Below are 22,568 nucleotides of genomic sequence, written 5' to 3' on the forward strand. Positions count from 1 at the left end.
AAGCTGGGCAGCAGAGTAAGGGGCAGGGGACTTACTAACTGGGCAGCTCAGCCTCGGCCCGTTTGCTGCGGTACAGCTTTACGCTGCGGCCTTTAAGGGTGGTTTCCTCACCGCTTTTCAGCAACTCGTGGGCGGCGTCGTCGGTGGTGTCCAGCAGCAGCTCCCACTCGTCGCAGTGCGTAAAGTCGGGCATCCTGAAGGGCAAATCCACATAAGAACTGCTCAGCAGCAAAAGCAGGTTGTCATCCTTGAGCGGGTAGCCACTCTCGTCTATGTCGTCCAGGCCCTCGCCGTCTAGAAACATGCCCAGACTCTGGGTCTGGTGGTTGTCCCAGTCGGCGTCGGTCATGGCCTGCCCGTCAAAGCGCAGCCACACGATGTCGCGCACGTTCTCGCCGCGAATGGTGCGCCCGCTGAAGAACTTGCGGCGGTGCAGGCTGGGGTGGGCCTTACGCAGCGCAATCACCTTTCTGGTGAAGTCCAGCAGCGACCTGTCCATATTGTCCCAGTCGTACCAGCTGATTTCGTTGTCCTGGCAGTAGGCGTTGTTGTTGCCCTTCTGCGTGCGGCCAAACTCGTCGCCGCCCAGAATCATCGGCGTGCCCTGGCCCAGCAGCAGCGTCGCCAGGAAGTTCCGCATCTGCTGACCGCGCAATTTGTTGATTTCGGCGTCGTCGGTTTCGCCTTCCACGCCACAGTTCCAGGTCACGTTGTGGTTGTATCCGTCGGCGTTGTCTTCACCGTTGGCCTCGTTGTGCTTGTTCTCGTAAGTCACGCTGTCACGCAGGGTAAAGCCGTCGTGGGCAGTGACAAAGTTGATGCTGGCGTAGGGCTTGCGCCCGTCATTCTGATACAGGTCGCTAGAACCGGTCAGGCGGTAGCCGATTTCGGAGGCCAGCCCGCCGTCGCCCTTCCAGAAAGCCCGCATTTGGTCGCGGTAAATCCCGTTCCACTCGGCCCAGCCCACCGGAAAGTTACCAACCTGATAGCCGCCCTCGCCCACGTCCCAGGGTTCGGCAATCAGCTTGACCTGATTGATGATGGGGTCCTGGTGAATAATGGTAAAAAAGCCGGAAAGCTGATCTACCTCATGCAGACCGCGTGCCAGCGTACTGGCGAGGTCAAAGCGGAAGCCGTCTACGTGCATGTCGGTGACCCAGTAGCGCAGGCTGTCCATAATCAGTTGCAGCGTCTGTGGGTGGCGCACGTTCAGGCTATTGCCGGTGCCGGTGTAATCAAAGTAAAAGCGCGGGTCGGTACCGACCAGGCGGTAATAGGTGGGGTTGTCAATCCCCTTGAAGCTCATGGTCGGCCCCATGTGGTTGCCTTCGGCGGTGTGGTTATACACCACGTCCAGAATGACCTCTATGCCCGCGTCGTGCAGCGCCCGCACCATGTTTTTGAACTCGGCGACCGCGCCTGCCGGGTGGCCTTTGCGGGCCTCGGCGGAGTAGCGCACGTCGGGCGCAAAAAAGTTCAGGGTGCTATAGCCCCAGTAGTTGGTCAGATCCTTGGCAAGCAAAAAGGGGTCGTCCACATGCTGATGCACCGGCAAAAATTCGATAGCGGTGATGCCCAGTTCCTTGAGGTAGCTCAGCACCGGCTCGGTGGCAATCCCGGCGTAGGTACCGCGCAGGGCTTCCGGCACGTCGGGGTGGGTCATGGTCAGGCCCTTGACGTGCGCCTCGTAAATCACCGACTGGTGAAAGGGAATATTCGGCTTGACATCGCCCACCCAGTTGAACATGGGGTCAACGACGATGCCCAGGGGTGCGCCGCGCTGTTCCTCAGTTTGCATGGTCAGGTCGTCTTTGCCCGGCGCGTAGCCGAATACACCTTTGTCGAACTGCTCTACGCCGTCCAGGGCTTTGGCGTAGGGGTCGAGCAGCACCACATTGGGATTAAAGCGCAGACCGCGTTCGGGGGCGTACTCGCCGTGTACGCGGTAGCCATAGCGCTGGCCGGGGCCGATGCCAGGCAGGTAGCTGTGCCACACGAAGGCGGTGGGTTCGGGCAGGGTAAAGCGCGTTTCCTGGCCGTCCCCACTAAACAGGCACAGTTCTACGGCGCTGGCGTTCTCGCTGAACACGGCGAAGTTGGTGCCTTTGCCGTCCCAGGTGGCCCCCAGTGGAAAGGGCTGGCCGGGGCGCAGGGTCATCGGGGATTTTTCGCTGTTAGGCATACGGTCTAAACTCCTTGATCCAGGCGAGCGAACCACCTGATGACTACAGTTTTTATACGGACTCCGGTTCAAAGATGTGCAAACCTTTCAACCCGGAGGGACTTGTAGGGCGGCTCCGCAGAGCAAACAGCAGAGATAGGGGTTCCGGGTGTGGAATGAGCGCCCCGGTGCCTGGGAGGGTGGTCAACTAAACAGACGGCAGTCCGTATTAAAGATACTAAGGAGCTCTTGCCTACGCGCTCTGCCCCGCAGCTTTGCAAGTCCGTTCGGAGCGGTGATGCAAACATCACCCGGCCGGTTCTTAGAAGCAGAGGCGACTTCAAAGTATTGCTGTCGGCGCTCCAGGTAAGAAAACGCCACAACGAGATGGCTTGCCGTACCAGACGGCCGTTCACCTTTGAAAGGCGTTCAGGGTTCAAAGGTATCCTGAAAGGCGTAACGGTCGCCACGCACCCAGTAGTTGACATAGGTCGCCCGCTTGGGGCCGCTGTAGGTCGTGCGGCGCAGCAAGAAGGCGGCTACGCCCACTGGAACCCGCAACAGGTCGGCTTCCTCCTGGCGCAGATTGACAGCTTCGAGGTTCTGCTCGACGCGCTGAAGGGGAACGCCCATGCTGACCATTGTTTCATGAATGCTCTCGACGTTTAGGTTGTGTTCCAGCAGCCCCGGAGCCAGCGCCGCATTGATGTAGCGTTTCTCGATGACCAGCGCCTCGTCACCGGCCATTCGCAGGCGGTGAACAAAGATGACCGGGTCGCCGGGATTGATCTGCAGCACCACAGCAATTTCGGGGGTGGCCTCAATCTGCATGGCCCGCAGCACGGTGGTGCGGTGGTCGGGGTGACGCGCCCATTCCTTGAAAGGCCGCACGCGGAACATGCCCTGGCGGAAGCGCTTGCCCGTCGGGAAGGTTCCAGCGCCCTGCACCCGGTAAACGTATCCTTCGCGTTCCAGTTCGTCTATGGCGCGGCGGGCCGTCATCCGCGAGACTTCAAATTCACGGGCCAGTTGCGGCTCGCTGGGCAGCGGCAGCCCTTCTACGTAATGACCGCCGAGCAGACGGTCTTTCAGTGTGGTCTTGATCAGCGGATACTTCGCCATACATCCCTCCGAGCCATCCGCATTAAACGGAGTCTTAAGCCAATCCTAACTTTAGTGTAGTTCCTACTCCTGGTTGTCTGAACTGTTACAAGGTTGGAGACAAAAGCCCCCCACATTTTTCAGTCGTGGCCTTATTCCGTCAGAAGAAGAGAGCCAACGAAAGAATAGGGGCCGTTCCACAGGGCAAAATACACTCTCACGCTCAGGACTGGTAGTTTATCAGGGATGCGCCGCACTGAGGCGCCAACAGCACGCCGTACAGTCTGACAGAATTCAGGGTCAGCAGCTTTCAGAGTCTTTTGAAGGTGGCGGGGCGCGGCAGGAGCAGCCTTAACCGCCGATGTGCGACATCTCGACCTTGCCAGAGCGGGTCACTTCGCCGCGTTCCTCGCTGTATCGGTCGGTGCGGGCCGACCAGACCCCGCCAAGCAGCTCTGAGAGCCTAGCATCACTGGCCCCGGAGCGCAGCGGCGCACGCAGGTCGGTGCCACTTCCCGCGAAAAGGCAGGGATACAGCACGCCTACCGCCGAAATCCGGGCGCGGGAGCAGTCGCCGCAAAAGGGAGCCGTAACCGAGGAAATCAGGCCGACCTCGTGCCCGGCGCCTACGTGGCGGGCAGCGACCTCGCCCCGGTAGCCGGGGTCAACAGGCGTAAAAGCTTCACCCAGCCGCGCCAGCACTTCACGCGAGGGCACCACGCTGTCCATGTTCCAGCCATTGTGGTTGCCGACATCCATAAACTCGATGAAGCGCACCGGCGCGAGGTCGCGCAGCGCCAGCCAAAGCTCGCGCAGACCGTCGTCGTTAACGCCGCGCTGCACCACCGTATTAATCTTGACGCCCAACCCGGCCTGAAGCGCCGCCTCGATCCCGTCCAGCACCTTCTGCGGATGGGTGCCTAAACCGTTCATGTGCCCGAACACTTCCGGGTCGAGGCTGTCGATGCTGACCGTAACACGCTGAAGCCCCGCGGCCCTAAGACCAGCCGCAAAGCGCGGCAGCAGCAAGCCGTTGGTGGTCATGGCGAGGTCCTGCACGCCCCCGATGCGGCTGAGGCGGCCAATCAGCTCGGGCAGGTCGCGCCGCAAGGTCGGTTCGCCGCCTGTAATGCGGAGTTTCCGCACGCCCAGCAGCACGAAAACGCGGGTCAGGCGCTCTATTTCCTCGAACGACAGCAGCTCGTCGCGGGGCAAAAAAGCGTGGTCAGGGCCAAAGAACTCAGCGGGCATACAGTACGTGCAGCGCAGATTGCAGCGGTCGGTCACGCTGATTCGCAGGTCGCGCAGTGGGCGGCCCAGCCGGTCGAGAAGCATCCTCTTACGATACCCGCTCGGGCAGCTGGCAACAGGGGTTCTCCCCCAATCTGAGAATCAATCAACCAGGCTGTGACCCTTCAGCAGACAGGGTTAGACCGCCCTCACTGATGGTGTCTTCACGGGCTTATACTGTGTACGTACCCACATTCTGAACCGAGCGTCCATTAGTCGAATTTTGATGCCGACCGCTCTCATTGCAGCTCTCATGCCAGTATTCAGGAGGCTCTTATGACCGTTTCACACGCGCCCCAAGCCAGTTCCCTGCCCACCCGTAACGCGGCCTACCAGCAGCTGGTCGCCCAGAAGAACAGCTTCCTGCTTACCATGACCATCAGCTTTCTGGTGATGTACTTTATTTTGCCTCTTCTGGCGGGCTTCAACAAACCGCTGATGGCCAGCAAGGTCATGGGAAACATCACCTTCGGGTATGTGCTGGCCTTTGCCGAGATCATCATGGGCTGGGTCATGGCGGCCATTTATGTGCGCCGCGCCCAGGCGTTTGACCGTATGGCCGAGGAAGCCAAGCGATGACTTTTTTGCTGGCCGCCATTATCGTCGCCATTACGCTGGGCGTGACCTTCTGGGCCTCGGGGCGCAACAGCAGCGCCGGGGACTTCTACGTGGCCGGGGGCAAGATCAGCGCCACGCAAAACGGCATCGCCATTGCCGGAGATTACATGTCGGCGGCGTCGTTCCTGGGGATCACGGGGCTGATCGCCCTGAACGGGTACGACGGCTTTATGTACTCGGTGGGCTGGTTCATCGCCTACCTGACAGTGCTGTTCATCGTGGCCGAGCCGCTGCGTAACCTGGGCAAATACACCCTGGCCGACATGCTAGTCTACCGCCTCAAAGACCCCCGCGTCCGCACCTACGCGGCCTTTTCGACCATCGCCGTGAGTACTTTCTACATGATCGCGCAGGTGGTCGGCGCGGGTAGCCTGATTTCTCTACTCTCGGGCAACGTGATCAAGCCGGACCTCGCCATTCCACTGGTCGGCGTACTGATGATTATTTACGTGGTGGTCGGCGGAATGCTGGCCACCACCTGGGTCCAGATCATCAAGGCGATGCTGCTGATGGCCGCCACGATTGTTATGAGCGTAATGATTCTCGCCAAGTTCGGTTTCTCGTTCAGTACCCTGCTGGGAGCCGTGCAGGACAAGAGCGGGGCCGATTTCCTAAGTCCGGGCCTGAAGTACAAAAACCCCCTCGATCTGATCAGCCTGTGCCTCGCATTGGTGCTGGGCACCGCCGGACTACCGCACATCCTGGTGCGCTTCTTTACCGTGCCCACCGCCCAGGACGCCCGCAAGAGCGTGGTCGTGGCGATGGGCCTGATCGGGGCGTTCTACGCCATGACGGCCCTGATGGGCAACGCCGCCAACGTGCTGGTCGGCAAGACCGCCATCGAAGCCGCCAACAAGGCCGGGAACATGGCCGCGCCGCTGCTGGCCGAGGCGCTGGGAGGCGGCCATAACTCGCTGGGCGGGCAGTTCGGGCTGGCCTTCGTAACCGCCGTCGCCTTCGCCACGATTCTGGCCGTGGTTGCGGGCCTGACCATCAGCGCCAGCACCAGCTTTACGCACGACATCTACAACGGGGTGATCAAGAACGGGCAGGCCAGTGACGCCGAACAGTTCCGGGTCGCCCGCATCGCCACCGTCGCGGTGGGCATCGTGGCTATCTTGCTGGGCCTGATCGCCAAGAACCAAAACGTGGCTTTTCTGGTGTCGCTGGCCTTCGCCATCGCGGCGAGTGCCAACCTGCCGGTCATCTTGTACACGCTGTTCTGGCGGCGCTTCAACGCCAATGGCGCTATCTGGGGCATCGTCGGCGGACTGGTCGTGACCCTGAGCCTAATCGCGATCAGCCCGAACATCATGAAGATCGACAAGCCGGACTTGAAAACTGCCCGACACCTTATCCAGCGCAATGCGATTTTCCCGCTGGAAAACCCAGGGATTATTAGCATCCCGGCTGGCTTTGCTCTGGCCGCCGCCGGAGCACTGCTGGGCCGCCGACGCGAGAACGAGGAACAGGAATTCGAGGCCATGCAGTACCGCGCTTACACTGGAGCTGGAATGGACGGTTCAGTGGCCCACGACTGATGCGAACTGCCGATTGAACCTGAAATAACCAGATTCAATCGGCAGTCCGTCTTAGAGCCGTTCTCCGAATTATGGGCGCGTAGAAAAAACATCGCTGCCCCCTTCATTTCACGTCCTGCTCTTTCTTGTTCACTCGTTCCACTCGGCAAAAAGAGGGTCAAAAGAGCACCATCTTTTTGCAAAATGCTCTAACAGTGTCCGAACCATTGATGAACCACAACGGCAGAAGATTACTGGCCGATTACCTTGTTCAGCGCCGCCTCGAAGCGGCTGACCGCGCCGGGCACGTCCTGCAACTTGTCGAGGCCGAACAGCCCGATGCGGAAGGTGCTGAACCCGGCTGGTTCATTGACCTTGAGGGGCACGCCCGCCGCGATTTGCAGGCCGTGCGCCCTGAACGCCTTACCCGACTGGATGTCGGCGTCGTCGGTGTAGTAGACCGCCACGCCAGGAGCCTCGAAACCGGGCGCGGCCACGCTGCGAAAGCCCGCGCTTTCCAGCACCCTGCGAACCTGATTGCCAAGTTCCCACTGCGCGTCACGGGCCTTGTCCAGCCCAAAGGCTTTGACTTCCTGCACCGTATCGCGGAACTGGCGCAGGCTGTCGGTGGGCATGGTCGCGTGATAGGCGAAGCCGCCGTCCTCGTAACTTTTCATGATGCTCAGCCACTTTTTAAGATCAAGGGTAAAGCTGACCGAGTCGGTGGCTTCCACGCGGGCCACGGCAGCGTCACTCAGCATGACCAGCCCGGCGCCGGGCGTGCTGCTCCAACCTTTTTGCGGGGCCGAGATAAGCACGTCGATGCCGAGGGCCTGCATATCCAGCCATACACAGCCCGAGGCGATGCAGTCGATGACCAGCAGACCTCCGACCTCGTGGGTCGCCCCGGCCAGAGCTTTGATGTAGTCATCAGGCAAAAGAAGGCCGGACGACGTTTCGACGTGGGGCGCAAAGACCAGGGCGGGGCGTTCCCGGCGAATGGCGGCTACCGCTTCCCCGATGGGCACGGGGGCGTACGCGGCCTGCGGGCCAGCTTGCGGGGCCTGGGCGTTAAGCACCGTGACCGACTCGGGCAGGCGGCTGGCCTCGACGATCTGCGACCAGCGGTAACTGAACCAGCCGTTGCGCAACACGAGGCACTTTTGCCCCTGCGCCAACTGATCGACCACGGCTTCCATGGCCGAAGTGCCCGACCCCGGAATGAGAGCCACCGCCTGCGCGTGGTACACCGCCTTCAGGTCCACCGAGAGGTCGCGCATGACCCCCTGGAATACGGCAGACATGTGGTTCAGCGAGCGGTCAGTATAGACCACCGAGTATTCAAGCAGGCCGTCAGGGTCAATATCGGGGCGCAGGGCAGGCATGGGCACAGGATAGCGGAGAGAACTCCGGTGTGAACTCTAGCCGCCATTTGCCTGCTGGCACTGGAGCAGGAAGACGGCCAGGGCGTTTGCTCCGCTGGCAGCGGGCCTTTTCCTCCATCATCCAGCACCTACTTTTCCATCATCCGAATTGCGCCAGCACCCCCTCCAGCCGCTCCTTCTGCGCCCCGAAATCCTTAATCCGGCGCTGCTCTTCCTCAATCACCTCGGCGGGGGCGCGGGCCACAAAGCCCTCGTTGCTTAGCTTGCCCTCGGCCTGCTTGATTTGCTTGTCCAGCTCTTGCAGGCGCTTTTGCTGTTTTTTCAGCCAGTCGGCCATGTCCACTGTGCCTTCAAGCGGGGCGCGGATGGTCACGCCCTGTTCCACCAGACTCAGCGTGCGGCCTTCCAGCAGTGTCACGAGGTTTACCTTGGCGATGCTCTCTACCACGCGGGAATTTTCACCGACCACGCCCGCCAGTTCGCCTTCCACAGCCACATTCAGGCGGTCCTGCGGCGACAGCCCCAGTTCGCTCTTGAGGCTGCGGGCAGCGGCTACAGCGGCACGCAGAGCGTCAAAGGCGTGGGTGGCCTCGGCGTCGTGCAGGGCGGCGTCCTCTTTGGGCCAGCTGTGTACGGCAATCTGGCGGCGGTGACCCAGTGCCCCGTACAGCTCGGAGGTAATAAACGGCATGAATGGGTGCAGCAGCTTCAGAATGTGCTCCAGCACGGCCTTGAGGGTCGCCATCGTGCCGAGGTTTCCGCTGCTCAATGCAGGCTTGGCGGCCTCGATATACCAGTCGCAGAACTCGTCCCAGGTAAACGAATACAGCGTGCGGATGGCGGCCCCGATGTCGAAGGCGTCCAGCTGCGCGGAGGCTTCGGCGGTCACGGCGTTCAGGCGGGAAATAATCCAGCGGTCAGCGAGGGTAAGGTCGCTGCGCGTCTTGAGCTGGGCGAGCGCGTCGCGGCTGCGTGGGCTGGCACCGTCGGGTTTTTCCAGCGTGCTGCGGACATAACGGGTCAGGTCGTCGTCGCCGGTAAGTGCGGGAATGCCCTCGCCCAGACGCATCAGCGCAAAGCGGGTGGCATTCCAGAGCTTGTTGGCAAAGTTGCGGCCCTGTTCAAAGCGGCGGGCGTCGTGCTTAATGTCTTGCCCGCCGGTGCTTAGGAACGTGAAGGCGAAGCGGCAGGCGTCGACGCCGTACTGGTCGAACAGTTCCAGCGGGTCAATGCCGTTGCCCTTACTCTTGCTCATCTTCTGGCCTTTGGCGTCCAGGTACAGGCCGTGCAGCATCACCGTGCTAAACGGCGCTTGCCCGGTCAGGCCGTAGCCCGCCATCTGCATGCGCGCCACCCAGAAAAACAGGATGTCGTAGCCGGTCACCAGCACCTGCGTGGGGTAGAACTTCTGGAAGTCCTCACTGTCGGTGTCAGGCCAGCCCAGCGTGGAAAAGGGCCACAGGTTAGAGGAAAACCAGGTATCGAACACGTCGGGGTCGCGGCGCAGGTTGAGGTGACGGTAGCGCGGGTCAACGTCGCAGTCCAGTTCCGGGTTCTCGGGGTCGGGCACATAGATGTTGCCTTCCTCGTCGTACCAGGCGGGAATCTGGTGGCCCCACCACAGCTGGCGGCTGATGTTCCAGTCGCGGATATTCTCTAGCCAGTCACGGTTGACCTTGGCGTAGCGCTCCGGCGTCAGCCTGATTTCGCCCTTTTCCAACCCGTCCAACACCTGCGCGGCAAAGGGTTTCATCTGCACGAACCACTGCTCGGAAATAATCGGCTCTACCGGGACTTTGGTGCGCTCGGACAGGCCGATGGCGGTGTCGTGGTCTTTCTGCTCCAGCAGGTCGCCGCCTTCCTCCAGCGCCTTGACCACAGCTTTGCGGGCGGCGAAGCGTTCCAGGCCCTGAAATTCGGCAGGCACCAGTTCGTCGGTCGTCAAGTTACCGTCCAGGTCAATCACGCTGGGGCGCGGCAGGCCGTGGCGCTCGCCCACCTCAAAGTCGGTGGGGTCGTGCGCGGGCGTAATTTTCAGCGCCCCGACGCCAAAATCCATCTCCACGGCTTCGTCGGCAATGATAGGCACAAGTCGCTCAGTCAGCGGGATGCGGGCCTTTTTGCCCACCAGATGCTTGAAGCGCTCGTCGTTGGGGTGAACGGCAATCGCCTGGTCAGCAAAGATGGTTTCGGGGCGCACGGTGGCAATGCGGATTTCGCCCGCGTCGCCGTTGCTGGCTGCCTCAGCCGGGTTTTCCAGCTTGTACGACAGCGTGTACATCTTGCCCTTGCGGACTTCGCGGTCAATTTCGAGTTCAGACAGGGTGGTCTGAGAGGCGGGGTCCCAGTTCACGATGCGCTCGCCCCGGTAGGCCAGCCCACCGTGGTACAGCTTGACGAACTGGGCGCGAACGGCGCGGGACAGGCCCTCGTCCATCGTGAAGCGCTCACGTGTCCAGTCGGCGCTGACGCCTAAGCGGGTCAGCTGGTCAAGAATCATGCCGCCGGATTTAGCTTTCCAGTCCCAGACTTTTTCCAGGAAATTCTCACGGCCCAGGTCATGGCGGTTGGTTCCAGCGTCCTTGAGCTGCCGCTCGACCACTACCTGCGTGGAAATGCCCGCGTGGTCCATGCCCGGCAGGTACAGCGCCTCGAAGCCCGCCATGCGCTTGTAGCGAATCAAGGTGTCAATCAGGGTGTTGTCCAGCGCGTGGCCCAGGTGCAGGTTGCCGGTTACGTTGGGCGGCGGAATCACGATGGTAAAGGGGTCTTTGCCGCTAGTGGCATCGGCGCGAAACGGCTCATTGCGCCACTTGGCGGCCCACTTGGGTTCGGTGGTGGTGGGGTCAAACTGGGTGGGGAGTTCGGGGGTTTGGGGGGTTGGGGTGTGAGTGTCGGTCATTGAATTACCTCGGTGAGTGGTTGGTGGCTAGTGAAGAAAAGAGACGCCTCGCGTGCAAGACCCCCTACCCTTTCGCCGCGACGCGGCTCTTTCCCCCTCCGAGTCCAGCCCAGGCGCGTGCAACGGCTCGCAGCGGAAGGAAAACAGGCAGCGGTTGGCGGGGTGCGGCCAGGTGTCGGGCAGGCCAGCGGGCGCGGTGAGGTAAACAAAACGGCGCATTTCGCGCTGGGCGTGTTCACTATTCAACCAGACCAAGCTGCTCAGAGCCGCGCTAGAGCCAAAGCCGCTGCGTCCGGTTTGCCCGTTAGCGTCGCGCAGGGCCGCCTGTTCAGGCGTTTCGCCCACTTCCAGACCGCCTGAGACAACTTGTACGCCCGCGACGCCACCCAGCATATGGTCAAAGACCAGCAGTTCAGCGCCGCGCACGGTGTAGCCCACAGCTTTCTCCGGCAGGCAGTGAGCCTGGGCATAGGCCTGCGCCTGGGCCAAATCCGTAAAGCTGAGGTTATGTTGCGCGGTTTCCAAGTGTTGCCCCCTCTGAGCCTTTTGCCATTTGCCCCGCGGCCCAAGCATCAAAAAAAGGCCCCGCCCGCCGGACTTGACTCCGTATGCGGACGAGACGTTGACCAGTTCAGCCAAATCCCGCGTTACCACCGCGCTTCTTAGACACTGCGCCTAAGCACTCGCCTGCGCTGTATCGGGCGCACCCGGACGGGTCTACTGGGCGGCTGGCGCGGCTGTTCTTCCGTTCTGGCTCACGGGCGACTTTCTCCGGGGCGCACTCGCTCAGGCTTTCAGCCACGGCCTGAACTCTCTTGGAGTGCGCTTGCCGGGTACTCCTCCCGGTCACTGCTAGGCAGAGTCTAGGGCGCGGCGGGGGGCTTTTCAATCCTTCATCACCCCGCCCGTCGCAGGGTCGGCAGGCAAAGAGGCGTGCTTAGGTCAGGCCATTTCCGGCAGTCCAAAAGCCGTGGCCGCCTGACGGAAATCGTGCCAGGCGTCGCGGAGCTGTCCCAGCCAGGTTTTGCGTTCGTCAGGGGTCAGGCGGGCGTAGGCTTCGGCCAGTTCAGGCACGGCGGTCAAGGCCCGAACCATTTCGCCGGTAGTCTGCATTCCCAGGTAGAAGTAAGGATTGTTCAGCAGTTGCGCCCGCAGCAGGCTGATGAACTGCGCCCGCGTGTCGGAACTGGCCACCTGGTAAGCCCTGGTAACGGCTGAGCCGGGCTTAACCATAATTCCGTCGGCGTAGCGCAGCATCTGCTCGACTCGCTCGGCACGCCACTGCTCGTTCAGTGGCTCGGGGCTGGCATTGACGCGCACACCCTGAGAAATCAGCGCCTCGGCCAGATCGTCGGGACCGACGTCGCCGTCGGCCTGAATCCGGCGAATCAACTGGGCAAGGCGGTGCAGTTCGTCGCGCTGGGGACTATTCATAGCTATAGCATGCCTCTTTCCGGCGGGGTACGCCAAGCACGCCGGTGGGGGGGGAAGGCAGGCCCGCGGCCCGTAACGCTGAACGGTTGACACTCTGGCGCACCTTCTTACCGTATGATTTGTGCCGGTTTCGCACGGCGTCCGCGAGCAGCGCAGCACCTGTTCACCGTACCCCGCGCACGGCGAGCCTTATCCCACCGGAGGAGGACGCCTCTCATGACTGCCCCCAACCCCATCCCAGGAAGCTTTACCACCACTGACGCCGCCGAACTCTATCAGGTACCCAACTGGTCGGGCGGGTGGTTCCGCGTATCCGACAAGGGTAATATGGAAGTCACCCCCAGCCCTGGCCTGCACGCGCCACTACGCGCCATTGTCGATGAGATCGTAGACCGTGGCGAGAGCCTGCCCGTCATCCTGCGCTTTCCGCAGGTGCTCGCGGGCCGCGTCAAACACCTCAATGAGGCCTTTCAGGCCGCCATTACCGAGTACAACTACAGCGGGCACTACCAGGGCGTGTTCCCGATCAAGGTCAACCAGCGCCGGGTGGTCGTCGAGAGCATTGCCGCCGCTGGCTACGACTACGCGCACGGCCTGGAAGCAGGCAGCAAGGCCGAACTGGCGCTGTGCCTGGCCCAGAAGATGCACCCCGATGCGCTGCTGTGCTGCAACGGCTTCAAAGACGACGGCTTTATCAAGCTGGCCCTCTGGGGCCGCTCGCTCGGCAAGAACGTGGTCATCACCATTGAGAAATTCAGCGAACTGGACAGGATTTTAAAGCAGGCCAGAGCCTTGGGTGTCAAGCCAGCGGTGGGAGTGCGCTTCAAACTGCACGCACGCGGCTCGGGGCAGTGGGAGGAGTCGGGCGGCGACCAGGCCAAGTTCGGCCTCAACGCCTACGAGCTGCTGCGCGTGGTCGAGCGGCTGAAAGAGGAAAATATGCTGGACAGTCTGGTGATGCTGCACACCCACATCGGGTCGCAGATTACCGACATTCGCCGCGTCAAGGTGGCCGTGCGCGAGTCGGCGCAGACCTACGCGGGCCTGATTGCCGCTGGCGCAGACCTGAAATATCTGAACGTGGGCGGCGGCCTGGGCGTAGACTACGACGGCAGCAAAACGACCTTTTACGCCTCTATGAACTACACCGTCAAGGAGTACGCCGCCGACATCGTGTATACCGTGCAGGAGGTCTGCAAAGCCCGCGAGGTGCCCGAACCCATTATCGTCTCGGAATCGGGCCGGGCGCTGACCGCGCACCACGCTGTGCTGATTATGCCGGTGGTCGACGTGACTGGGCCTACCCGCGACCTCGAAGACCTGGTAGACCCCGCCGAGGACAGCCACCAGCTGATTAAGGACATGCACGAAAGCCTGGAAAATATCACCCTGCGCAACTACCGCGAGATGTACAACGACGCGGTGGGCGACAAGCAGACCCTGCACAATCTGTTTGACCTGGGCTACGTGACCCTGCAAGACCGCGCACGCGGCGAGGCGCTGTTCAACGCGATCCTGCGTAAAATCGCCAAGCTGGTTCAGAACGAAAAGTATGTCCCCGACGAACTCGAAGACCTGCAAAAAGTGCTGGCCGACAAGTTTATCTGTAACTTCTCGCTGTTCCAGAGCCTGCCCGACAACTGGGCCATTCAGGCGCTCTTTCCCATCGTGCCACTCGACCGCCTGGATCAACAACCAACCCGGCAGGCGACCATCGTGGACATCACCTGCGACTCCGACGGCAAGATCGAGAAATTCATCGACCTGCGCGACGTCAAGGCCACGCTGCCGCTGCACGAACCTGGCGATCAACCGTACTATCTGGGCGCGTTCCTGATGGGAGCGTACCAGGACGTGCTGGGCAGTTCGCACAACCTGTTCGGCAAGGTCAGCGAGGCGCACATAACAGTGCGGCCCGGCGGCAAGTTCAACATCGACCTGTTCGTGCGCGGGCAAAAGGCGAGGCGCATGATCGAGTCAATGGGCTACGAGGAACCCATGCTGCGCGACTCTATTGAGGATCAGGCCGACGCAGCAATCAAGGCCAAGACCCTGACCACCGAGGAAGAAAACGAATTGCTCGAAGACTACGGCGAGGAACTGCTGGGCTACACCTACCTGGAATACGAAAGCTGAGGCGAGTGTTCGCTAGTGGCTGCCGAGTACCGTCCCGGTCATCTGGGGGCTTTTCCCGGATGACCTGCACTTCCCCCAACCACCACCTTTAGCTTCTTCCTTCGGTCGGGGTTTAGCTCTCTAAACCGTTGTTGTCAAGCACTGAACAACCCCGGAAAACCCCTTAGCCGTCTACCTCACTGCCGCCGATAATCTCATGAATTTCCAGCACGTTGGGGCGCGTAAACGCTTCGGGGGGCAGGGTGTGGCCGCCCTTGTGCCCCTCCGTGAAACCGGGGGCCGTGCGCCACGCCTCGAAGGCCGCGCGGCTTTCCCACAGGCCTAGCACCACGTAGGGGTCGCCCGCCTGCTCGGGCTTAAGGATGTAATTCGACACAAAGCCGGGCCGCCCATCTACCTTACGGGGACGATTGGCAAAGCGGGCTTCGAACGCGGCGTGGTACTCGGGCGCCACATAAATCCGGTTAGAAACGGTAATCACCGGACGCGCCTGAACTCGCCCAGCGTGCAGCTCAGGTCGTTGGGGTCGAGCTTCAGTGTAAAGCTGCGGTCGTCATTGCCCAGCGCCAGGGTGCCGCTGAGGTGCTCCGGCAGCGCGTACCCTTCCGGACGGTTGAGCCAGCGCCCGGCGGTCAGGGTCAAGCGGTTGCCGCTGAAGGTTCCGCGCAGCTCGGCCTGGCCGCGCGGAACCTGGGGGCTGCTGGGCAGCGGGTACATGTCCCCGATCACCCGGAAGGTGTTACCCGACCAGTCGGCAATGCTGATCCGTGCTCCGGCGTTCGTCGGGCCGCCCGCACAACTGTAACTGCCTTCCCAGACTTCACTGTAGGCAGCGGCGGGCGCGGGGCCAGTTCCACCGGCCAGAGCAGCGCAACTCAGGGCGCTAGAAAGCAAAATAACGGGGTACAGGGCAAATTTTTTCATCGCCCCCATTCTAAAAGGCGCCGACAGCCGCAACGGTGCGTGTGACCGCTGTTCGCGCCCCCGCCCCCAGAGGGAGGCCACTCCCCGGAACAGCCGGGAGCAGCCTTGGGCAGCAGAAACCCTCTCCTTTTGCCAAATGCTTTAGGCTGTGTGTTATGTCTGAACCGTTACTCACGCTGGAAATCGAAAAACTGGTCGCCGGGGGGCTGGGTCTGGCCCGTGACGACTCCGGCGTGGTGCTGGTGCGCGGCGCTCTGCCCGGCGAGCGCGTAACCGCCGAGGTGCGTCCTGGCAAGGGCGTGCGCCAGGGCCGCGTGACCGAACTCCTGCGCCGCAGTCCCGACCGGGTAGATGCCCCCGACTTGCCCACCGCCGACCTCGCCCATGCCAGTTACGCCGCGCAGCTGGAATACAAGCGCGGCTTCGTGCAAGAAGCCCTCCAGCGCATCGCCAAGATCCAGCACGAGGTCGAGCCGACCGTGGCCAGCCCGCAGGAATGGAACTACCGCAATACCGCGCAGTACCTGATTACGCCGCAGGGCTTTGCCTACCGCGAGCGCCGGGGCAGCGGGCCACTAGTGTTCGAGAAAGACCCGCTGGTGATGCCCCAGATTCAGGCAATTCTGGACAAACTGGACCCCGCGCAACTGGACCCCGCGACCGAGGTCGCTTTCCGGGCCAGCACCCTCACGGACGAAGTCGTGGCGGCCCTGATCGGCGCGGGCGAACCGAAAAAGTTCCTGCGGGCCAGTGATCACCTGATGGACGCGGGCGTGGCCGGGGTTTCGCTGGCCGAGCCTGCCGGAAAACGCTTTAGCGCGGGTGTGCGCCTGATCGCGGGCGAAAACGACATTCTGGAGCAGTTCGGCGACGTGCAGGTGCGGGTCAGCGCGGCGGGCTTCGCGCAGGTGAATCCGCCAGCGGCGGGGCTGGCCTACGCCCACGCAGCGCAGCTGGCGGGCAAGGGCGACCACGCCGCCGACCTCTACGGCGGTGCGGGCGCTATCGCGCGGCACCTCGCCCCCAATTTTCGGCGCGTGACTGTGCTGGACACCAGCGCCGAGGCCCTGGCCCGTGGGCGGCAGGACGTGGCGACGGCGGGCCTCAAGAATGTGGCCTACCGCCACGGCGACGCCGCCGAGTTCGCCGAGATGGGAGCCGACGTGATCGTGGTTGATCCACCCCGCGCCGGACTGGACGACACCGCCCGCCAGCACATTCAGCACAGCACCGCCGACCGCCTGGTGTACATCTCGTGCGACCCGGCGACCTGGGCGCGGGACGTGGGCGAACTTGCCCGCTACGGCTGGAAGCTGGGCAGCGTAACCCCGCACGACTTTTACCCGCAGACCAGCCACATCGAAATCGTGAGCGTGCTGAACAGATAAGAACCTGCCGGGTAGAGGATACAGCGTGATTCGCAGGCGGCGGCCTTCCCGACTGCGGGCGGAAGGGGGCGGCAGTCCGTATTAGCCTCCCACCAGCAGTTGTTCCAGCACCACGGCCACGCCGTCTTCTTCATTGGTGAGCGCGACTTCATCGGCAGCGGTGCGGGCTTCAGGGTCAGCGTTGCCCATTGCCACACCGTGCCCGGCCCAGGCAAGCATTTCGACATCGTTCGGGGCGTCGCCAAAAGCCATCACTTCACTCTTCGCGATCCCCAGGTGCGTACAGAGCCGGGCCACGCCGGACGCCTTGGTCACGCCCTGCGCCGCGACCTCTACAAATGGAGCGCCGCTGTGGGTCGCGTGAAAGCCGCTCAGCCCCAGCGAGTGAACCTGCGCCAGCAGTTCGGGCGGGCTGAGTTCGGGGTGGCGCAGAGCCAGCTTGAGACTGGGCCGGGCCACGACTTCTTCCAGCGTAAAGCCGCCCAGACTGCCGGGGTCGCGTTTATGGTCGGTGTACTGCGCCAGCTCGCTGTACCCGCGCTGCGCCACAAACACGGTGCCAGCGTCGCGTACACTGACGAACACGGTGCCGGGCACCCGCGCCGTTATAGCCACGGCCAGTTTCCGCTGGGTGCCGGACTCCAGCAGGTTTTCAAATAGAATTTCGCCCGTACCGAGGTGAAGGCCCAGGGCACCGTTGCTGCACACCGCCCAGCCGGTCATTCCGGCTTGCCCCGCAATCAGGCGCAGGCCCTCTGGCTGCCGCGCCGTGACTGGCACCACCTCCAGGCCGCGTGCCCGCACCCCGTCCAGCGCCCGGCGGGTGCGGGGGCTGACGCTCAGGTCGCGGCGCAGCAGGGTTCCGTCGAGGTCAGTGGCGATCAGGCGAATAGGCATGTTCTCCAGGCTAATACCAATTGCCAGAACTATGACCCTACCACAGGCAATTCTCCGAACAAGGAACCCAGCGAAAAAAACCGCCTTTATGAGGCACTTTTGACTCGGCGGCTGCTTATGCGAGCTTGGCGGTATAACACGCCTTCCGCTCTGCGAATTTATACCGCCAAGCGGGCAAAATCTTTGCCGAACATGCAGACATCAGCCGCGTGACAACCCGCGCAGGTAAACTCAGGAAATGCTGTGGACCCGGCCCCTGACCATGCTACGCCTGCTGGCCCTGCTGCTGGCAAGCGAACTGGTCCGCACGGGGTTTTTCGTCTCGGCGCTGCCAGTGGCTGGCCCCGGGCTACACCTCAGTCCTGGTCTAATCGGGTTGATGGTCGGGGGGCATTACCTGATGGACGCGCTGGGCAAAGGGCCGATGGGGCTGGTCTCCGAGCGCTTCGGGCTGGGACGGGTGCTGCTGCTGGGCACGCTGCTGGGGCTGATGACGGTGGTCGGCGTGCGGCTTTTTCCGTCGCCTGTATTCGGGGTGCTGGCGTGCGCGGTGTGGGGACTGAGCTTCTCGGCGCTGTGGCCCGGCGTCATGAGCGTGTCACAGGCCCTGGCCGTCCCCGAGCGGCTTTCGCGGGCGCTGGCAGTCAGCAACCTGAGCGTGGCCCCGGCGATTCTGGCAGGCGTGCTGCTGGTCGGCCCACTGATGCAGGCCCGGCCCGGAGCAGCCTGGACGCTGCTGCTGGGTTCGCAGGGGCTGGCGCTGCTGCTGGCCCTGAGCCTATGGGGGTTGCGGCTGCCCGTGCTGGCGCAGACCCCCGTGCTGGCGCAGAACCACCTGGTGGCGAACGTCTGGCGCGGCTGGCAGCGGGTCGCGGCGCTGCTGCCCGCCGCCTTTGCCCAGACCCTCGCGCCGGGGCTTCTCATTACGCTGATTTACCCGCTGCTGGCCCACCTGGGGCTGCACCTGAGCGACCTGGTCGGGCCGGGGCTGCTGGCCGCCGCCGCGTTTGCCCTGAGTCTGTGGCTGCTCGGGCGGCTGGCCGACCAGGCCCATCCACGCCGGGCGCTGACGCCAGGATTGCTGCTGCTGGCGCTGGTGTTCGGGCTGATGGCCCTCTCGGACCTGCCGCCGGGCGCCGCACCGGGCGCAGCAGGAGACGTGCGGCCCCGCCTCTGGGCACTGGCCCCGCTGCTGGGGCTGGGCTACGGAGCTTTTATTGCCGGGTGGAACGGGCTGGTGGGGCGCACCCTGCCCGAGGCACACCGGGCGGCGGCCTGGGGCACCGTTATGGCGGTCGAATCGCTAGGGTACGCTGTGGGGCCGGTGCTAGGCGGAGCAGTCTGGCAACTGGCCGGGCAACCGGGCGTATTTGCGCTGGGGGCGGTGGTCTTTTTGCTCACGCAGGGGTATTACATGCGGTCACAGCCAGCTGCCCTGTGGTAGGCCGCTCACGGGGGATAGGGCCACGCTCCAGGCAACGTGAGCACAGACGCACAAGGGGCTTGTGAATCCCGAGCTGACATTTGCCTGACGCCTTCACTCAGAATGAAGGGTAATGAGCCATGTGGTCGTAATTGAAGACGAGGGAACGGTCAGAGACGTGCTGCGCTTTCACCTGGAGCGGGCGGGTCTGCGCGTTTCGGCCTTCGAGACGACCCGTGACGCGGGCGAGGCCCTCAAGGACGCCGACGCGCTGGTGCTTGACTGGATGCTGCCCGGCGAAAGCGGCCTGAGCTTTTTGCGCTACCTGCGTTCAGACAGTGAACTGCGCCGCCTGCCGGTGCTGATGCTTACAGCCCGCGCCGCCGAGGCCGAGCGGGTCGAGGGCCTCGAAACAGGGGCCGATGATTACCTGACCAAGCCCTTTTCGGCAGCCGAACTGGTGGCGCGGGTGCGGGCGCTGCTGCGGCGTGCTCAGCCCGATACACCGCAGAACATGGCCAACGGGCCGCTGCTGATCAACGTGGGGTCTGCCGAGGCGACCATCAATACCAAGCAGCTTAACTTAACCCGGCGGGAATTCGACCTGCTGTCCTTTCTAACCCAGAACGCGGGCCGGGTCTATTCGCGTACCGAGCTGCTTGACCGCGTATGGGGCGCCGATTTCCTGGGCGGTGAACGCACCGTCGACCAGCACATCACGCAGTTGCGCTCCCACCTGGGCGACGACCCCAGCAAACCCAGCTTTCTGGAAACCGTGCGCGGCAAGGGCTACCGAATGCGGGTTTGGAACACCGAGCACAGGGAAGCGGAGACCCTCGCCACATGACCACTTCCTCCACTTCATCCCTGGGCCTGCCTCTTCCGCCCGACGATCCCAAAAGTGCCAGGGCCGTTGCCGACGACAGCTGGATGGACGCGCTGCCTCAGGCCGTCATCCTGACCGAGCAGGGCAAGGTCACGCGGCTGAACGCCGCCGCCGTGCGCCTGTGGGGTGTGCCCCAGGAACGCGCCGCCGGACGCCCAGTGCTGGAAATCGTGCGCCGCCATACCTTAGAGACTCTGCTGGAGCGCGGCGGCGAACTGGAACTGGAAGTCACGGGCCGCACCCTGCGCTGCACCGCGACCCACACGGACCAGCACAGCGCCCTGATCGTGGAGGACGTGACCGAGCACCGCCGCCGCGAGGCCGAACTGCGCGAGGCCACTGCCGTGCTCTCGCACGAGTTCCGCACGCCCGTGGCTGCCCTGCGCGGCGTACTCGAGGCGCTGGAATACGACATGCCCCAGGACCTCGCGCAGAATTTCGTGCGCCAGGGCCTTCAGGAAACCGAGCGGCTGGCCCGACTGGTCGAGGACCTCGCCGTGGGGTTCCGGCCCACCCGCGCCCGCACGGTGCCGCTGGCCGAGACCTTTGCCCGCGCCGAGCGCCTGCTGGCAACCGAGCTAAGCGCCCGCCACAGCGCCGTAACGTTCGGACAGGATTATCTGGTGCGGGCTGACCCCGACAAACTCCTTCAGGTGGTTCTGAACCTGATCGAGAACGCCCTGAAATATGGCCCCGCCGGACAGCCGATTCACGTACGAACCACTGTGCGCGGCACCTGGGTTGAGATCGCGGTGCTCGACCGTGGCCCAGCCATCTCGGACACCGAGAGCCTCTTTCAGGCCCATACGCGCGGCAAGGCGGCCACCGGCCAGGGCAGCGGCATGGGCCTGTATATCGTGCGCAGCATTGTCCACGGCTGGGGCGGGCAGACCTGGGTCGAGCGTGAGGGCGACCAGAACGCCTTCTGCTTCACGCTGCCCGGCGTGGCTGGCCTCAGCCAGGGCTAATGAATGCCCGTACCACGCACGCTTTTTACTGCGCTTTTGCTCTGCCCGCCTCTTGCCGCTTCCTTGTCCCTCCGCCCCTTCCCTACCCCTGTACACGCGGCGCAGCTGGCCTACACTTCTGACTGCTGGCTGACACCGAAGTCATGAACAGGTGGTACGTTCAGCCCCGAGGAGAAACCCCATGCGCGAAGCCCTAGAATCTGATCTGAGATCCATCCTGAATGGTGCCCTGAACATGCTTGGTACCGTCGAGCGGATGTTTCCCGTTGCCGCCGATATTCTGCTTAATGCTAACGTCGAGCGCCTTGAGGAAATCCGCAGCATTGACCGCGAAGTAGACGCCCAGGAAGCGCAGATCGAGGCCGAGTGCCTGCGTCTGATCGCTCTGCACCAACCGGTGGCCCGCGACCTGCGGATGGTCGCCCTGGTGCTCAAGAGCCTGTCCGACATCGAGCGCATGGGCGATTACGCCGTGCACGTCGCTGAAGACGGCGCAGAACTCGCCGAGTCTCCGGCCCTCAAGAAGTACGTGAACCTGTCGCGTATGCTTGAGCGCCTGACCGCAATGAGCCAGAACCTGCGCACCTCGCTGGCCGACCGCGACGTGGTTCGCGCCGAGAACACCATCGGCATGGACGACGAGATCGACGAGCTGTACGAGCAGATTCAGCGCGAACTGGTTACCTACATGCTCGAAGACCCCCGCAACATCAGCAAAGCCCTTCTGCTGCTGCGCGTGGGCCGCAGCCTGGAGCGCGTCGGCGACCACATGGAAAACGTGGCCGAGCGCGTGCGCTACTGGGTTACCGGCGACCGCACCGCCATCAATCACTGACCGGCAACCAGTAGACTTGACCCTATGAGCCTTCTCGGAAAGCCCGCGCCCGACTTCACCCTGCCTGCCAGCACCGGACAGGACATAACCCTCAGCAGTTTCATGGGCAACAAGACCGTGGTGCTGGTGTTCTATCCGCTTGACTTCAGTCCGGTATGCAGTATGCAGCTGCCGGAATACAGCGGCCATCAGGACGATTTCACAGACGCCGGAGCAGTCGTGCTGGGCATCAACCGCGACAGCGTTCACGCGCATAAGGCGTGGGCCGCCGAATACGGCATCGAGGTGCCGCTGCTGGCCGACATGACCCTGAAGGTGGCCCGTGAGTACGGCGTCGCCATCGACGAGCGGGGTATCAGCGGACGCGCCGTCTTTGTGATCGATAAGGAAGGCACTGTGCGTTACGAGCACATCGAGGCGACCCCCGGCGACTACACCGTGCGCCCGAGTGAGGTTCTGAACCAAATCAAACAGCTCTGAACCGACGCTCTGTCCTGTTCTCCCCTACCCGCGCTGGCGTAGGGGTTGTTTTCTGTATGTAGGTGAGACAATAAAAAATCCGTCCTTCTCGGACGGTGATAGGTAAAGTGTAGCGTTGTATACAGGGAAAGTCAACCTTATGCATTGAAACCCGGACGAAATTCTGCATACTCAGGTTTTTGGGTGCAGAATAAGAGATGAACACTCTCCAGCACGCCAA

General features: G+C 62.9%; 19 protein-coding genes. 9 read left to right on the top strand and 10 right to left on the bottom strand.

Annotated elements, in window-relative coordinates:
* Positions 1-34 precede the first annotated feature (34 nt).
* The 3 genes from glgX to moaA form a co-directional block, all read right to left on the bottom strand.
* Positions 35-2,182, bottom strand: a complete 2,148-nt coding sequence (glgX, locus tag QZ269_RS01420) for a glycogen debranching protein GlgX (protein WP_291423509.1) — start codon at positions 2,180-2,182, stop codon at positions 35-37.
* Between the two features lie 408 nt (positions 2,183-2,590).
* Positions 2,591-3,283: a GntR family transcriptional regulator gene (locus QZ269_RS01425; protein ID WP_291423511.1), complete on the bottom strand. Its 693-nt coding sequence runs from the start codon at positions 3,281-3,283 to the stop codon at positions 2,591-2,593.
* A gap of 330 nt (positions 3,284-3,613) precedes the next feature.
* A complete protein-coding gene (moaA, locus tag QZ269_RS01430; protein WP_291423513.1) occupies positions 3,614-4,597 on the bottom strand; it encodes a GTP 3',8-cyclase MoaA in 984 nt (327 codons plus the stop codon).
* 231 nt (positions 4,598-4,828) lie between these two features.
* Here moaA and QZ269_RS01435 point away from each other — a divergent pair, with 231 nt between their 5' ends.
* Positions 4,829-5,131 carry a DUF485 domain-containing protein gene (locus QZ269_RS01435; protein WP_291423515.1) on the top strand — a complete coding sequence of 101 codons (303 nt, stop codon included), beginning with the start codon at positions 4,829-4,831 and terminating at the stop codon, positions 5,129-5,131.
* Positions 5,128-6,711, top strand: a complete 1,584-nt coding sequence (locus QZ269_RS01440; RefSeq protein WP_291423517.1) for a cation acetate symporter — start codon at positions 5,128-5,130, stop codon at positions 6,709-6,711. The genes QZ269_RS01435 and QZ269_RS01440 overlap by 4 nt, the downstream gene beginning before the upstream one ends.
* Positions 6,712-6,941: 230 nt before the next feature.
* Here the strand turns inward: QZ269_RS01440 and QZ269_RS01445 are convergent, their stop codons facing one another.
* The 4 genes from QZ269_RS01445 to QZ269_RS01460 form a co-directional block, all read right to left on the bottom strand.
* On the bottom strand, positions 6,942-8,075 hold the full coding sequence (locus tag QZ269_RS01445) for an aminotransferase class V-fold PLP-dependent enzyme (protein ID WP_291423519.1): 1,134 nt from the start codon (positions 8,073-8,075) through the stop codon (positions 6,942-6,944).
* Positions 8,076-8,214: 139 nt separating this feature from the next.
* The gene (locus tag QZ269_RS01450) at positions 8,215-10,977 is read right to left on the bottom strand and encodes a valine--tRNA ligase (protein ID WP_291423521.1); all 2,763 of its coding nucleotides are present in this window, start codon (positions 10,975-10,977) and stop codon (positions 8,215-8,217) included.
* A 27-nt stretch (positions 10,978-11,004) separates the two neighbouring features.
* The gene (locus QZ269_RS01455; RefSeq protein WP_291423523.1) at positions 11,005-11,502 is read right to left on the bottom strand and encodes an NUDIX hydrolase; all 498 of its coding nucleotides are present in this window, start codon (positions 11,500-11,502) and stop codon (positions 11,005-11,007) included.
* Between the two features lie 417 nt (positions 11,503-11,919).
* Positions 11,920-12,411 (bottom strand): hypothetical protein, encoded by a 492-nt coding sequence (locus QZ269_RS01460; RefSeq protein ID WP_291423525.1) that lies wholly within the window; start codon positions 12,409-12,411, stop codon positions 11,920-11,922.
* Between the two features lie 216 nt (positions 12,412-12,627).
* On the opposite strand from QZ269_RS01460, the gene speA reads away from it, so the two are divergent.
* Positions 12,628-14,547 (top strand): biosynthetic arginine decarboxylase, encoded by a 1,920-nt coding sequence (gene speA, locus QZ269_RS01465; RefSeq protein ID WP_291423526.1) that lies wholly within the window; start codon positions 12,628-12,630, stop codon positions 14,545-14,547.
* Between the two features lie 163 nt (positions 14,548-14,710).
* On the opposite strand, the gene QZ269_RS01470 is transcribed toward speA, so the two are convergent.
* Together QZ269_RS01470 and QZ269_RS01475 are read right to left on the bottom strand one after the other, a co-directional pair.
* The gene (locus tag QZ269_RS01470; protein ID WP_291423528.1) at positions 14,711-15,028 is read right to left on the bottom strand and encodes an antibiotic biosynthesis monooxygenase; all 318 of its coding nucleotides are present in this window, start codon (positions 15,026-15,028) and stop codon (positions 14,711-14,713) included.
* On the bottom strand, positions 15,025-15,471 hold the full coding sequence (locus tag QZ269_RS01475) for a hypothetical protein (protein ID WP_291423530.1): 447 nt from the start codon (positions 15,469-15,471) through the stop codon (positions 15,025-15,027). The genes QZ269_RS01470 and QZ269_RS01475 overlap by 4 nt, the downstream gene beginning before the upstream one ends.
* A 155-nt stretch (positions 15,472-15,626) precedes the next feature.
* Between QZ269_RS01475 and QZ269_RS01480 the strand changes: the two genes are divergently transcribed.
* Positions 15,627-16,859, top strand: coding sequence for a methyltransferase domain-containing protein (locus tag QZ269_RS01480; protein WP_291423532.1), 1,233 nt, complete (start codon positions 15,627-15,629; stop codon positions 16,857-16,859).
* 81 nt (positions 16,860-16,940) lie between these two features.
* Here the strand turns inward: QZ269_RS01480 and QZ269_RS01485 are convergent, their stop codons facing one another.
* Positions 16,941-17,756, bottom strand: coding sequence for a Cof-type HAD-IIB family hydrolase (locus QZ269_RS01485; RefSeq protein ID WP_291423534.1), 816 nt, complete (start codon positions 17,754-17,756; stop codon positions 16,941-16,943).
* Between the two features lie 238 nt (positions 17,757-17,994).
* On the opposite strand from QZ269_RS01485, the gene QZ269_RS01490 reads away from it, so the two are divergent.
* From QZ269_RS01490 to QZ269_RS01510, 5 genes are all read left to right on the top strand, one after another.
* On the top strand, positions 17,995-19,200 hold the full coding sequence (locus tag QZ269_RS01490) for an MFS transporter (protein ID WP_291423536.1): 1,206 nt from the start codon (positions 17,995-17,997) through the stop codon (positions 19,198-19,200).
* Positions 19,201-19,312: 112 nt separating this feature from the next.
* Positions 19,313-20,026 carry a response regulator transcription factor gene (locus QZ269_RS01495; protein WP_291423538.1) on the top strand — a complete coding sequence of 238 codons (714 nt, stop codon included), beginning with the start codon at positions 19,313-19,315 and terminating at the stop codon, positions 20,024-20,026.
* 83 nt (positions 20,027-20,109) lie between these two features.
* Positions 20,110-21,033 (top strand): ATP-binding protein, encoded by a 924-nt coding sequence (locus tag QZ269_RS01500; RefSeq protein ID WP_291423550.1) that lies wholly within the window; start codon positions 20,110-20,112, stop codon positions 21,031-21,033.
* 181 nt (positions 21,034-21,214) lie between these two features.
* On the top strand, positions 21,215-21,868 hold the full coding sequence (gene phoU / locus QZ269_RS01505; protein WP_291423540.1) for a phosphate signaling complex protein PhoU: 654 nt from the start codon (positions 21,215-21,217) through the stop codon (positions 21,866-21,868).
* Positions 21,869-21,892: 24 nt separating this feature from the next.
* Entirely contained in the window at positions 21,893-22,348 is a 456-nt protein-coding gene (locus QZ269_RS01510; protein WP_291423542.1) for a peroxiredoxin, read from the top strand.
* The last annotated feature ends 220 nt before the right edge of the window (positions 22,349-22,568 follow it).

Source organism: Deinococcus sp. (genome assembly GCF_018260405.1).
GTDB lineage: Bacteria > Deinococcota > Deinococci > Deinococcales > Deinococcaceae > Deinococcus.

What these genes read in the sequence shown, in the direction of transcription:
- glgX (WP_291423509.1), bottom strand. Translation starts at nt 2,182, where the DNA reads ATGCCTAACAGCGAAAAATCCCCGATGACCCTGCGCCCCGGCCAGCCC.
- QZ269_RS01425 (WP_291423511.1), bottom strand. Translation starts at nt 3,283, where the DNA reads ATGGCGAAGTATCCGCTGATCAAGACCACACTGAAAGACCGTCTGCTC.
- moaA (WP_291423513.1), bottom strand. Translation starts at nt 4,597, where the DNA reads ATGCTTCTCGACCGGCTGGGCCGCCCACTGCGCGACCTGCGAATCAGC.
- QZ269_RS01435 (WP_291423515.1), top strand. Translation starts at nt 4,829, where the DNA reads ATGACCGTTTCACACGCGCCCCAAGCCAGTTCCCTGCCCACCCGTAAC.
- QZ269_RS01440 (WP_291423517.1), top strand. Translation starts at nt 5,128, where the DNA reads ATGACTTTTTTGCTGGCCGCCATTATCGTCGCCATTACGCTGGGCGTG.
- QZ269_RS01445 (WP_291423519.1), bottom strand. Translation starts at nt 8,075, where the DNA reads ATGCCTGCCCTGCGCCCCGATATTGACCCTGACGGCCTGCTTGAATAC.
- QZ269_RS01450 (WP_291423521.1), bottom strand. Translation starts at nt 10,977, where the DNA reads ATGACCGACACTCACACCCCAACCCCCCAAACCCCCGAACTCCCCACC.
- QZ269_RS01460 (WP_291423525.1), bottom strand. Translation starts at nt 12,411, where the DNA reads ATGAATAGTCCCCAGCGCGACGAACTGCACCGCCTTGCCCAGTTGATT.
- speA (WP_291423526.1), top strand. Translation starts at nt 12,628, where the DNA reads ATGACTGCCCCCAACCCCATCCCAGGAAGCTTTACCACCACTGACGCC.
- QZ269_RS01475 (WP_291423530.1), bottom strand. Translation starts at nt 15,471, where the DNA reads ATGAAAAAATTTGCCCTGTACCCCGTTATTTTGCTTTCTAGCGCCCTG.
- QZ269_RS01480 (WP_291423532.1), top strand. Translation starts at nt 15,627, where the DNA reads ATGTCTGAACCGTTACTCACGCTGGAAATCGAAAAACTGGTCGCCGGG.
- QZ269_RS01485 (WP_291423534.1), bottom strand. Translation starts at nt 17,756, where the DNA reads ATGCCTATTCGCCTGATCGCCACTGACCTCGACGGAACCCTGCTGCGC.
- QZ269_RS01490 (WP_291423536.1), top strand. Translation starts at nt 17,995, where the DNA reads ATGCTGTGGACCCGGCCCCTGACCATGCTACGCCTGCTGGCCCTGCTG.
- QZ269_RS01495 (WP_291423538.1), top strand. Translation starts at nt 19,313, where the DNA reads ATGAGCCATGTGGTCGTAATTGAAGACGAGGGAACGGTCAGAGACGTG.
- QZ269_RS01500 (WP_291423550.1), top strand. Translation starts at nt 20,110, where the DNA reads ATGGACGCGCTGCCTCAGGCCGTCATCCTGACCGAGCAGGGCAAGGTC.
- phoU (WP_291423540.1), top strand. Translation starts at nt 21,215, where the DNA reads ATGCGCGAAGCCCTAGAATCTGATCTGAGATCCATCCTGAATGGTGCC.
- QZ269_RS01510 (WP_291423542.1), top strand. Translation starts at nt 21,893, where the DNA reads ATGAGCCTTCTCGGAAAGCCCGCGCCCGACTTCACCCTGCCTGCCAGC.